Source organism: Psychrobacter sp. Arc9 (assembly GCF_041431295.1).
Lineage (GTDB): Bacteria > Pseudomonadota > Gammaproteobacteria > Pseudomonadales > Moraxellaceae > Psychrobacter.
This window is the reverse complement of the sequence record NZ_JASMRK010000015.1, coordinates 12323-25353: the sequence shown is the minus strand read 5'-3', so window position 1 is coordinate 25353 and position 13031 is coordinate 12323. Positions and strand designations below refer to the sequence as shown.

Annotated in this window: 10 protein-coding genes; 5 read left to right on the top strand and 5 right to left on the bottom strand. The window is 41.0% G+C overall.

What is annotated here, in order from left to right:
• Positions 1-8 precede the first annotated feature (8 nt).
• Both QO187_RS09245 and QO187_RS09240 read right to left on the bottom strand, forming a co-directional pair.
• Positions 9-1649: a CYTH and CHAD domain-containing protein gene (locus tag QO187_RS09245; protein WP_102093076.1), complete on the bottom strand. Its 1641-nt coding sequence runs from the start codon at positions 1647-1649 to the stop codon at positions 9-11.
• A 153-nt stretch (positions 1650-1802) separates the two neighbouring features.
• Positions 1803-3389 carry an isocitrate lyase gene (locus QO187_RS09240; protein ID WP_101206309.1) on the bottom strand — a complete coding sequence of 529 codons (1587 nt, stop codon included), beginning with the start codon at positions 3387-3389 and terminating at the stop codon, positions 1803-1805.
• A gap of 698 nt (positions 3390-4087) precedes the next feature.
• Here QO187_RS09240 and QO187_RS09235 point away from each other — a divergent pair.
• Together QO187_RS09235 and QO187_RS09230 are read left to right on the top strand one after the other, a co-directional pair.
• Entirely contained in the window at positions 4088-5077 is a 990-nt protein-coding gene (locus QO187_RS09235; RefSeq protein ID WP_102078583.1) for a LysR family transcriptional regulator, read from the top strand.
• Between the two features lie 388 nt (positions 5078-5465).
• A complete protein-coding gene (locus tag QO187_RS09230; protein ID WP_371548133.1) occupies positions 5466-6839 on the top strand; it encodes an NAD-dependent succinate-semialdehyde dehydrogenase in 1374 nt (457 codons plus the stop codon).
• Between the two features lie 173 nt (positions 6840-7012).
• On the opposite strand, the gene purN is transcribed toward QO187_RS09230, so the two are convergent.
• Both purN and purM read right to left on the bottom strand, forming a co-directional pair.
• The gene (gene purN, locus QO187_RS09225; RefSeq protein WP_102093665.1) at positions 7013-7705 is read right to left on the bottom strand and encodes a phosphoribosylglycinamide formyltransferase; all 693 of its coding nucleotides are present in this window, start codon (positions 7703-7705) and stop codon (positions 7013-7015) included.
• Positions 7705-8766: a phosphoribosylformylglycinamidine cyclo-ligase gene (gene purM, locus QO187_RS09220; RefSeq protein WP_102093667.1), complete on the bottom strand. Its 1062-nt coding sequence runs from the start codon at positions 8764-8766 to the stop codon at positions 7705-7707. The genes purN and purM overlap by 1 nt, the downstream gene beginning before the upstream one ends.
• A 521-nt stretch (positions 8767-9287) precedes the next feature.
• On the opposite strand from purM, the gene QO187_RS09215 reads away from it, so the two are divergent.
• The 3 genes from QO187_RS09215 to QO187_RS09205 all read left to right on the top strand — a co-directional run bounded on the left by QO187_RS09215 (position 9288) and on the right by QO187_RS09205 (position 12318).
• Complete coding sequence (locus QO187_RS09215) at positions 9288-10394, top strand: AI-2E family transporter (RefSeq protein ID WP_102093668.1); 1107 nt, start codon at positions 9288-9290, stop codon at positions 10392-10394.
• A 328-nt stretch (positions 10395-10722) separates the two neighbouring features.
• Positions 10723-11526: a DnaA regulatory inactivator Hda gene (gene hda / locus QO187_RS09210; RefSeq protein ID WP_102093670.1), complete on the top strand. Its 804-nt coding sequence runs from the start codon at positions 10723-10725 to the stop codon at positions 11524-11526.
• 87 nt (positions 11527-11613) lie between these two features.
• Complete coding sequence (locus QO187_RS09205; RefSeq protein WP_102093671.1) at positions 11614-12318, top strand: DUF2057 family protein; 705 nt, start codon at positions 11614-11616, stop codon at positions 12316-12318.
• A gap of 118 nt (positions 12319-12436) precedes the next feature.
• On the opposite strand, the gene QO187_RS09200 is transcribed toward QO187_RS09205, so the two are convergent.
• Positions 12437-12922: a Dps family protein gene (locus QO187_RS09200; protein WP_102093673.1), complete on the bottom strand. Its 486-nt coding sequence runs from the start codon at positions 12920-12922 to the stop codon at positions 12437-12439.
• Between the last annotated feature and the right edge of the window lie 109 nt (positions 12923-13031).

Here is a 13031-nt window from a genome sequence, read left to right as displayed (position 1 = left end):
TACTACTATTACCAAAACGTTGAGCTGTCCGCAAATTTTGCTAACCGTGCATCAATATGACTCTGGTCATCAGTCAGTATGGCCGTAAACCAACCCGCACCATATAAAGCATTAGTATCTGTTGTTGATTTTAACTCATAGAACTGCTGATATTGATTATCATCGTTTAGTTGTTCTAACGCTTTTTGCGTTTTTATCAGCCTTTTTAGCCAACGTTTGGTTTTCTTTTTAGCTTTTTTCTTACTTAGTAAAGGCGTAGAAAATTCACTGATGTAACGCAAATCTCTTAACTGATTAAGCAGCTCGCTTTCAGGTTGGTCATTATCAGCAGTGTCTGTGTTTACCTCGATGTCATCGCTCACAAGCTCAGCAACACTTACTTCGTCACTTACTTCATCACTTATTTCGTCAGCTTTTTTATTGGTTTTAAGGCATTTTTTATATTGTTTAGAGAGGATTTTCGTTAGCTTATCGCGGGCAAGCTGATCAGTCTGAGGTTCAATGCTTGGGTCGCTCATAGTAAAGGCAATCAGCTCTAGCAAGGTTATCTGAAAGTCATTGGCTTGCAGCGTATTGATAGGTGTGATCTTGATATTTTCGATATCTGTCGTCCAGTCAACGGCAGGCGCGCCACATGCTTGTAGCTCAGGTTCGATCTGTGCGTTGATATAAGCAAGTTGATAGTAATCGCTAAGTAAGGTTGCAGTTTGCTTTAGTATCGGTAGCCATTCAGGATTAATTTCATCAGAGAAGTCGGTAAATGCTTTCAACGCAGTACGCAAGCGATCAATACCAATCCGTAACTGTAGAATATGATCGTCATCTATGCTGCCAGCGACGATAGCACTGCTGTTTGGTAATATCTGCAATAAGCAATTGTGTACGACCGCACGTATAAAGGCAGGTGCGCTGCTGTCTTTGTCTATTTGCAATTGACTTAGGTTTGCGTTGACTGCTGGACTGTGATTTTGTCCGTTAATAAGTAAGCTACCGTTTTCAGCTTTGGTAACGGTAGATAGACACAGCTTATAGCGCTTGCACCATGTTTTGGCAGTCGTAAATAGAAAATCTAAATCTCCTGACACCAATTCAAATTCTATCTCTTGAATAGCTTTGCGTAGCGAGTCATCAGTACCATGAATAATCTCTCCCTGATCATAAGCCATTTCGATACAGTTATCGGTTTCATTCTCATTACTTTCTGTTAGCAACCGCGTAGTGCGCTCGACGTCAGTCACATAAAGTCGTGTTAGCGTCTTTGCTAGCTTTTTGAGTTTAAAGTCAGCCAATGCTGCAGCGATTGGGGTGTCTTCATATATCGTTAAATCAGGCATCAGCTCATTATTATTGAGCATTATTTGTACTTGCTCATTATTATTGAGCATTATTTGTACTTGCTCATTATCGAGTACGGCATTGTGCTCCAAGCGTGCCGCGATACCATCACCACCAGCTTTAATGGTTTGTACCCATGTATCGCCTTCTTTGCGAATACGCAGACCGATACCTGCCTGTGCAAGCTGTTGGTCAGGCGTATCGTAATAGTGTGCAGCCAGTTGTGTCACTTGTGAGGATTTAACGTGCGTTTGACGCATTAATCCCTTCAGTCGTGACTCTGGTACCAAAAACTTCAGCTCTATCTCTTGCATATTAGCTCCTAATAATTCTGACTAATGGCTCTGATCGATGGTTGTGATAAACAATTATTAGTCTACCATTCTCTGATTATTTAAACCGCAATAAAAAACCGCCCTACATGATGTAGGGCGGTTTTTTGATAAATACTGCTAGTCTGTCGGTTATTAGAACTGGTTCATCGTGTTCTTGCCGCCGCCAGCTTTCAGAGCGTTATCGCCTGAGAAGATTTCTTTGTGGTCATCGCCAAGGTCTGAACCAGCCATTGCTTGGTGCTTAACACAAGAGATACCTTCGCGGATTTCTTTACGCTGTACGCCAGCTGCATAAGCAAGCATGCCTTCTTCACCGAAGTAGCCTTTAGCAAGTTCATGAACGCTAAGAGCAGTCGTGTGGTAAGTCGGTAGCGTGATTAAGTGATGGAATACACCAGCTTCACGTGACGCATCACGTTGGAAGTTTTTAGCGGCTACGTCAGCGGCTGCATCAAGCTCAGTACCGTCGTAATCAGCACTCATCAAGTCATCTTTATTGTATGCAGAGATATCTTTGCCTTCTTCTTCCCACTGAGCGATAACTTGCTTACGGAAGTTAAGCGTCCAGTTGAATGATGGGCTGTTGTTGTATACAAGCTTGGCTTTAGGCTGTTGCTCTTTAATACGGTCAACCATCATTTTGATGTGCTCTACGTCTGGAGTCGGTGTTTCGATCCATAGTAGGTCAGCGCCGTTTTCTAGAGCAGTTACACAGTCAAGTACAACACGGTCAATGTTGGTCTCTTCACGGAACTGATATAGACCGTTAGGTAGACGAACTGGGCGTACTAGTTTGCCATTGTGCTTAAGTAGGCTGTCGTTTTCTTGAGCATTTTCTAGCGTTACTTCTTCCATTTCGATGAAATCGATGTATTTAGAAGCAAGATCGCCTGGCTCATTTGATACTGGAATTTTTTGCGTTAGTGATGCGCCTTCAGAGTCAGTACGAGCAACGATAACGCCATCTTCAACACCAAGCTCTAAGAATGCATAACGGATAGCGTTTAGCTTAGAGATGAAGTCTTCATGTGGCACAGTGACTTTACCAGCCTGGTGACCACATTGCTTAGCGTCAGATACTTGGTTTTCAACCTGAATGGCACAAGCGCCAGCTTCGATCATTTGCTTAGTCAATAGGTAAGTGGCTTCTTCATTACCGAAACCTGCATCGATATCAGCGATGATTGGCACAACATGTGAATCAAAGTTTTCGATTTTTTCTAGGATAGCTGAAGTGTCTTGGCCAGCTTCTTCAGCAGCGTTTAGCTCACGGAAGTAGTCGTTCAATACTTTAGCATCTGCTTGACGTAAGAAGGTGTAGATTTCTTCGATTAGTTTAGGTACTGATGTTTTTTCGTGCATAGATTGGTCAGGTAGTGGACCAAACTCAGAGCGTAGGGCAGCTACCATCCAACCTGAAAGGTAGATATAAGTTTTAGAAGTCGTACCGAAATATTTTTTCTTAGCGTACATAGTTTGCTGTGCAACAAAACCATGCCATGCACCTAAAGACTGCGTGTACTGAGACGTATCATTGTCATAATCTTCCATGTCTTGACGCATGATTTTTGCAGTATATTTTGCGATATCCAAACCCGTTTTGAAACGGTTCTGTGACATCATACGTGCAGCATCAACTTCGCTAATGTTCTGCCAGTTGCCGTGCTTTTGCTTTAATTCACGTACTAAGTCGATCGCTGATTTATATGCAGTTGACATCTATAGTCTCCTTGGTGGGGTGTAAAAACAAATAAGTTAATTGTTAAAATAATGGGTCTGTCGTTTTACTAAAATCCGCTTTACTAAAACCTTTGTACTAAAAAGTAATATTCAAAATTTGGTCTATCGTTTATCTATCGAAGCTCTATTTACCCTAAACAAACCGTTAGGCTATTACAAGAAGTTTGCTGAACTCAACAGTTGAAAATAATTGCTGGTTTATAAATATTCATCGATTCTCACTATATATCTAAAAGGTATCTGAATATTTAATAGGCAGTGATGTCATAATTGGTAGCAAGAGATGTTACAATAATGAGGTCAATTAACCGTATTTAACGACTGATAAAAACCATTAATATATTACTTAGCGATAATATTTAATCGGATAAAAACAGCTTATGAACCTAACGTTCGTCCTCTATGCTGCAAATCCTTTATAGAACTCACTATAACCACCTTACCAAGATTTATCTAATTTATGATAGTTATCTTTGGTATTTCTGTATGATATAATGTTTATATAACAGGGTCTTACGATAGGTTTAATGAGTTATAATGGATAGCTAATAGAAAAATCCAGAACAAAATTAGTAAAAAATAATGAAATTATGCTGTTATAGCGCACAAATCACCGTAGCAGCACTACAAATGCCAGCCTTAATATGGCGTTTATTCAAAAGCCAAGAGAACCAAATATGAATTTGCAGCGGGTTGATTTAAATTTATTAGTCCATCTAGATGTGTTGCTACGAGAAAAAAACGTTACTCGCGCAGCCGAGCAGCTTGGGATTACTCAGCCTGCTATGAGTAATATCTTGCGCCGTTTGCGTAAGCTGTTTAATGATCCATTATTGGTACGCTCGTCTGAGGGTATGACACCGACTGAACGCGCCCTTGAGCTACAGCCACGTATCCGCGAGATACTCGCTGATTTGACTCAAGTGTTGGAGCCACGTACCGAATTCCGCCCTTATAGTACCTCTCGTGTGTTTCGTATTATGACATCGGATTATGCTGAAGCGACCCTAGTACCTAAGCTGGTAAAAGCACTACGTTCTGAAGCACCTAATGTGATTTTGGACTTTTTGACTCCATCAGACGTCTCTTATCGAGATATGGAGCAGGGACGAGTTGATTTAGCGATTAACCGTTTTAATGAGATACCACAAAGCTTTCATCAGGTTTTGGTATGGCGTGATACATTTAGTTGTTTACTGTCGTCTGAAAGTCCTTATGCCAATCGTTTTAATCTGAAAAACTACCTTAAAGCACAGCACGTATGGGTATCTAAAACCGGTATGGGTGTGGGTTTTGGGGTTAATCCAGAGAAATCTGGTGGACTAGGATCTATCGATCAGGCCCTACAGCGCCTTGGGCAAAAACGTCAAATCAGTGTCTTTACTCGACACTATCAAATGCCTGCTATGCTTGCAGCAAATAAAGATTTGATAGCGACTTTGCCCACGCGTGTGGCAAGAATGCAGGCAAATAACGACAGCATTATGATGGAAGATCCGCCGTTTTTTATTCCTGAGTTTGAGCTTACGATGGCATGGTCTCCTTTGTTGCAGCATCACCCAGCCCATCGCTGGTTACGTCAGTTAATTATGCATGTGGCACGACAAGTCGTTGCTGAAGAAGAAAATCCACCACAAGAGATACCGGTTATTAATCATTTGTTTTGATTGGTTTGTGTGAGTTAAATCTATCTTTTATTAGAGCAGAATATTTTTGATTATCTGAATTTTAATAAAAATATTTTTCTTTAGCTCCCACTATATATAGTTATTAGACCAGCCACTAGGCTGGTTTTTTGTGTTATAGCGTTTAAGAGTTATTATATGATATTTAGTTATACTTAATAAGTCAGTCACACTATTAACATCTTCAACACACTTCACAATATATTGTAAAACTCTTAATCAAATAGCTTGTTAAGATAACGGCAGATAGAAAACGAGCTACCAATAGATTGTGCTATCGACGTAAATTTAATAATTAAAGCTGTCACAGCAAAATAACTACAAGTGGCAACAAACCCGATTATAAATTCGAATAATAAGGACAGTAACTATGTCAGACATTACTACTATTAACCCAACCACGGGCGAAGAAATCAGTAACTACAATTATATGAGCAACGACGAAGTCAACAAGATTGTCGATGCTTCATATAACGCATTTCTAGAATGGCGTACAGTGAGTCACGAAGAACGTGGCCGTATCATCAAGTCTATTGGTGATAAGCTGATGGAGTACAAAGAAGAGCTGGCTAAGCTGATGACTGAAGAGCGCGGTAAGTTATATAGCCAAAGCATGCAAGAGATTGATCTCTGTAAAGCTATCTGTGATTACACTGCTGAAAATGGCGTCGCTTCTTTAGCTGATGATGTACGAGATATCGAAAGCATGAAAAAAGGGCTAGTGACGTACCAACCTATCGGTATCATCTACGGTATGCAGCCTTGGAACTTCCCAGCGTATCAGGTGTTCCGTTATACCATTGCAAACTTGATGGCAGGTAACAGTGTCTTACTAAAACACGCATCAAACGTAACAGGCTCTGGTCTACTAATTGAAAAAATTCTTCACGAGTCTGAATTACCAAGTGATTTGTTCCGTACGATTATTATTGACCATGATCAATCAGAAGCATTGATTGGCAATGACAAAGTACGCGGCGTGACATTAACAGGTAGTGACAAAGCAGGCGTGATCGTTGGACAGCAAGCAGCTAAAGCAATTAAAAAAGCTGTATTAGAGCTAGGTTCGAACGATGCATTTATCGTACTAGAAGATGCTGACATTGAAACAGCAGTAGAAACTTGTACGCAAGCACGTCTAATCAATAACGGTGAAACTTGTGTAGCGGCCAAACGCTTTATCGTAGTCGATAGCGTATATGACGAATTCCGCAAGCGTATCGTTGAGAAATTTGAAGGTACCAAAGCGGGTGACCCAATGGATGACAGCTCAGATATCGGTCCATTAGCACGTGCAGATTTACGTGAGCAGCTACATGAGCAAGTAGAACAAAGTGTGGCTAAAGGTGCAACGATTGCTGTTGGCGGTAAGGTACCTGAAGGTAAAGGTAGCTTCTATCCAGCAACTATCTTAGAGAACGTTGAAAAAGGTCAACCTGCCTACGACGACGAATTATTTGGTCCTGTAGCATCACTAATCCGTGCGAAAGACCAAGACGATGCAATGCGCATTGCAAATGACAGTCGTTACGGCCTAGGCGGCGCTATCTTCTCAAAAGATGAAGAAAAAGCCATTCGCTTAGCCAGTGAGCAATTTGATACTGGTATGGTCTATATCAATGGTTACGGTCTTGCCAATCCTGCACTGCCATTTGGTGGTGTGAAGAACTCAGGCTATGGTCGCGAGCATGGTGGATTTGGTATCAAAGAGTTTGTCAATATTAAAGCGGTTCACGTATTCTAAGAATGAACTGATTAGACAAATTAGCTAAATAGATAACTATTTACGATTTTAAGTAATAGTAAATAATAAATAGTTATCAAATAAAAAAGCCCAGTTGCTCATAATGAGTAGCTGGGCTTTTTATTGCGCTATATAAAGTGGTATTAAAATCAACTTAATAAGCTTGAGATTTTCTATCCGTCTATAAGCAGTTGCAGAGGCAACTTAGGTAAATAAGTTTGTGTTTTCGATGATGTATTATTTGTTTCAAGTGACAATACATTTTTTGCTAGGAGTAAAATCGTCCAAGGTAGCAACTGATGCTCAAGCTTCTGTACCCGTGACTGCAAGCTCTCTACAGTGTCGTTGATATCGACATCTAATACGGCTTGAGTCAATACCTGACCTGCATCAAGCTCCGCGGTTACTTTATGAATACTACAACCATGACGACGTTCACCCGCTTGTATAACCCGTTTGTGAGTATCTAAACCCTTATAAACCGGAAGTAGAGAAGGGTGAAGATTAATCATGGACGCTGGTGCATTATCGATGAATGCGCCACTTAGTACGCGCATAAACCCAGCCAAGACAATCAAATCAGGTTGCCATGCTATTAACTGCTCGTTGGCATGGGTTTCAAATGTCTTGATACCCATACGTTTACCACTAGCAACGTGTGACAATACCGCAACTGGAATATTGGCATCTTTAGCACGTGTCAATGCATAAGCATCTTCACGGTTACTAATGACACCAACGATTTCAATCGGTAGCGCACCTGCTTGCATTGCATTGATTAACACTTGCAGGTTGCTACCACTTCCTGAGACTAGAACAGCAATACGCAATGGTTTGATAGGCTGGCTTGCGTTATCAGTTGACATTAACGGTACACCACTGCATCCGCCTGGCCATCAGTGCTGCGTTTGATCATTTCACCTATTTGCCAAGCTGTCTCGCCTGCATCAGTCAAGGTTTGGATAGCAGCATCTGCTTTGTCTTTTGGCACAACGATGACAAAACCAACGCCGCAGTTAAAGGTACGGTACATCTCGCTCTGCGCGATATTACCTTGGGTCTGTAGCCAAGTGAATAGCTCTGAGAACTGCCAGCTATTGGTATCGATGCTAGCTGCTAGATTATCAGGTAGTACACGTGGTAAGTTATCTGTCAGACCACCACCTGTGATGTGTGACATCGCATGAAGCGCTGAGCTACCAAGCGTGTCTTGTAATGCTTTGATTGCTTTTACATAGATACGGGTAGGAGCCATTAAAGCGTCTTGAATAGGCTGGCCGTCTAGTTGCTCGTCGCTACTCGTAACATCCACACCGCTAACTTCGATGACTTTACGAACCAATGAATAGCCGTTTGAGTGCGCGCCACTTGAGGCAAGTGCAATCAGTACATCGCCTTCTGCGACATTTTCACCAGTGACGACTTCTGCTTCTTCAACCACGCCTACACAAAAACCAGCTAGATCGTAATCGTCGTCTTGATACATGCCTGGCATTTCAGCAGTTTCACCACCGATAAGCGCACAGTTAGCAAGTTTACAACCATCACCAATACCAGTCACGACAGTCGCCGCTACATCAACATCCAGCTTACCAGTTGCATAGTAGTCTAAGAAGAACAATGGCTCTGCACCGCAAACCAATAAATCATTGACGCACATCGCGACCAAATCAATACCAATCGTGTCATGACGGTTCAGCTGTAGGGCCAATTTTAGTTTGGTGCCGACGCCATCAGTACCAGAAACCAATAATGGTGAGGTATAACCTGTTGGGATGCGGCATAACGCACCAAAACCGCCAAGTCCACCCACGACTTCAGGACGAGTAGTAGCTTTTGCAACGGACTTGATTCGCTGAACCAAAGCATCGCCTGCATCGATATCAACACCAGCATCTTTGTAGCTTAAAGAAGGCTTGTCACTCATAGTCATCTCACAGTTGGGGATAGATAATTGGGATTAGAAGGTAAAGTAATTGAGCACGCAAAAATCAGCGTTATAAAGTTCAAAAGCAAAGTTTAAAGACAGTGCGCGCATTATACCCAAAAACAGACCGTACTCGCAAAGCAACTTGCCAATATTTGACTAAGATTTGCATTAAGTGGCAAATAAGCGGTTAAGAAACAAAAAATGACTGATTTTTTATTGTACTCTGCGATAATAGAACGCTAAATTTATTGTCAATAATGGCCTTAATACAAGTCCAAATGTGATTGACAGAATAAAAACGACTAAACATAAATTTATCAAAAATTAGGTTCTTTAGGAACGTTGATACGTCTCAGTTTAGCTAGCTAAAACTAATGAGAAAAGAAAGCAATTAGCCTAGTGATACATTGTGATAGCTATAGTTATACCATTTAGAAATCGCTATCACTGACTGACTCCCTGTCACTTTTTCAAACCTGTCAATTTTTTAACCTCGTCCAACTATAGGATTACTTGCCATGATGAATCAACCAATAGATCCTTTTTTTCGGCGTTTATTTATTGTCGTGGCGTTAGTGGTGGCTGTGTTTCTTTTGTATTTAATGATGCCCGTCATCGTGCCCTTCGTTTTTGCCTTTATGCTGGCTTACCTATTTAATCCTCTAGTCAAGCGCCTATCAAAATATATCAAGCGCTGGGTCGCGATTATTATTGTCTACTCGACGATTACTTTGGGGATGGCGTTATTATTATGGTGGTTGGTACCGACATTGTGGCATCAGTTGCAAGCGGCGTGGGATTATTTGCCAAAGATATTTAATTGGTATAACCAAGTCGTACGAGAGTGGTTCAATAGTAATACTCGTATCAAACTGCCCCAATTAGAGTCTAAAGAGTTTTCCGATACTCTCGTCGATTATATGCAAACGAACTATAAGTTCGCTGATGCTAGTACCATGATGAGCCAAATACTGACCTCAAGTATGAACTTCATCAATAATGCAGGTCTTATTGTATTAGTGCCTATTTTGACCTTTTACTTCCTATTTAATTGGGATCAGCGTTTGCATAACTGGAAAATGGCGATACCAGGTGCTTACTGTCAAAAAGTGACTGAAATAGCTAAGGAGTGTGATCTGGCCTTGATGGCATTTATCAAAGGTCAATTGCTGGTGATGGTGTTGCTAGGCGCTATTTATGCTGTACAGTTGCAGCTTATTGGATTAGAGCTTGGGCTTATCATTGGTATGGTAGCAGGCATTGCCAGTTTTGTACCGTACTTAGGGTTTGGTATTGGTTTTATCGCGGCTATTATCGCCTGCCTATTTCAGTTCGGATTGGACTGGACGTATTTGTCATTGGTCGCAGGGGCGTTCTTGATTGGACAAGCTGCAGAAGGTTATATCCTACAACCATTGCTGTTAGGTGATAAGATTGGTCTATCGCCATTATGGGTCATATTTGCCGTATTGGCTGGTGCCAGTCTATTAGGTTTTGTCGGTATGCTAATCGCCTTACCAGTGTCCGCTGTCTTAAATGTCCTGTTCCGCCATTTATACAACTATTATCGGACCACTGACTTTTATAAAGGCCGTAAACAACTGGCACTGTTTGAAAAAAGATAATTATCTTATTATTGAATACACTAGATAAAGATTGATATGTAATATTAGGATAGGAACGCAATGATTGATAAGGCTTAATGGGTAAAAGACTTGTCAGTCATTTTGTAAATATGTTATATATAGGCGCAGTGTTGATAGTATCAACCGTTTTGGTACCAGTTTTGCTAACGTTGTTTTCGACAAAGTGACTGACCGATTTTTGCAAAGGCTATAGGGCCATTACTTACAGCTGTATCGACTAGTATTAATAGTAATGAATACAGCTCAAAGTAACCTATCTTTTTTATTGTATTTTTCCATTGCACTACGCAACACGAGTTGATGATTCATGGCAGAAGCACAGCTAAGTCTCAATCTGGACATTAAGCATGATGCAAGTCTCAGCGACTTTGCCGGTCCCGGTTGGATGTCGATTATCGATGCAGTACGGCAGTTACATGTCGGCCTGATCGGTCAACTATATCTGTTTGGTAGCCCTGCCACAGGTAAGTCTCATTTGCTGTCTGCTATTTGCGAGTCATTTATCGAAATGGACAAATCGGCTATCTGTTTGTCCCTTAATGAGCTGATTCATACAGATGTCCATGTACTATCATCTTTAGAAAATTTTGATCTGATTGCTATCGATGATTTGGAAGTGCTTGAGCAAAGCAGTCAGTGGCAAGAAGCTTTATTTCATTTGATTAATCGTAGCCGAGAAGGGCAACGCCAGTTATTGTTTGCCGCCAATAAACCCGCTGACGACTTACCATTCCAGCTAAGGGATTTAATGACGCGTTTGGCACAGGCACCTACTTTTAAAGTGCCTACTGGTCATGATTTGGCAGACAGACAAGCATTATTACAGTCTATTTTGCGTCGGCGTGGATGGCAGTTTGACGATCGAATTATTGATCACTTACTGACCGATGGACCGCATCGTATCGGTGCGATGATGGAAGTACTTAATTATATTCAACCAATGTTTTCTAACCTTGGTCGCAGTAATATCTCAAAAGCAGTCATAAGCGATGCTCTGCGTACCATCGATGAGCAAACGCTTGCCGCGGAGCTGGCGGATATCGCTCAAGAGACGCAAGTAGATAACGACACGCCTGATCAAGACCAACATACGATGCCACTTGATTTTTAACAGTGAAACTCTTAGCAGCAAAAAATGAATAACCGTTAGAATACAAATACTTTGTCCAACTCGCTTTTACTATTAATGGAATAACTTATGAAATCGAATGCTTCTTTGCTAAAAAAATTAACGATAGGTACGTTATTGGTAGGTGCTGCCTCGGTCTCTATGTTGTCACAGGCAGCAGTGACCCTACAGGTTGATGACCATATCAAAGTAACCGCTATTAATGGACAGGAAATTCAGCAGAGCGCTTTTCAGCCGCTGCAGAAAACATTTACGTTACAGCCTGGACAACATGCTATTACTGCTAAGTATGACCGTTTATATAACTTGCGTCGTGATGAGCATGATTATTTGCGTTCAGGTAATGTCAGTGTGACGGCACAATTGGCCGACAATCAAACATATCGTTTGACTATGCCTAATCAACCAGAAGATTATGAAGCTGCTAGAGAATATGCCAAGCAGCCTACGCTCGCTGTGCAACAAAACAATACTGTCATTGCTAGCCAGCAAAGTATGGCCGGTAACCAAGGTGGTCTATTTTCAGGCCTTGGTAAAGCGCTAGGCGGCGTGTTCGGCGGTGCAGGTGATGCAGAGTTACAGAACCAACGTGCTATCGCCTCTTTAGATCAACCAGTAGTAAATTCTACTAGCAACGTCAACACTGGCACGACCACTGTTAAGCAAACATCTAGCGTAAATACTTCTACTAGTACGTTAGATACGTTTATGCAAGTATGGCTACAAGCCACGCCTGCTGAACGTGAAAAAATGCGTCAATGGATCGAAAAATAAAACAGTCTTTTCTAAAAGATAGACAATAAAAAAGCACCTAATTAGGTGCTTTTTTATTATTTAGTATTTGATGATCATTAGGCTTATTAAAATTTAGCCTAGTAAAATCTAACGATTCTTAACCCAAAAACGCGTTATACATCCATACCAGTTTTTCTTGCTCTTGTACGTAAGCATCGATTAGGTCAGCTGAACCTTGGTCTTCGCTCTCTTCTGCTAACGCTGATACTTGGCGTTGCTCTGCAATTAACGCTTGTAAGCCAGTGACTACGCCTTTGACACAGCTTGTGCCATCTTTGACGTTTTTGTCTTCACTAATACTAGTATGCTGCGTAAAATCGCTATAAGCGTGAAGTGGTGTACCACCCAAAGTCAAGATACGCTCAGCGATTTCATCAATTTGTAATTGTAGTGACGTATATAGCTCTTCAAACTTTGGATGCAAAGTAAAGAAATGCTCACCTTTTACGTTCCAATGATAGCCACGTACATTTAAGTAAAATACATGATACGTTGATAGCAGATTGTTTAATTGAGCGATAATTTCGCTCATGTCAGATTTTTCTAGACCGATCTGGTTAGTAGCATTGTTAGAATTGCTCATAGTATTGTCCTTATAGTGTGAGTGTAGTTATATGATAATAAATAAAGAAGAATAAAGACTCTAATCAATTGAAATACAGCGAAAATACTTTATTTTTTATCTGTACCTA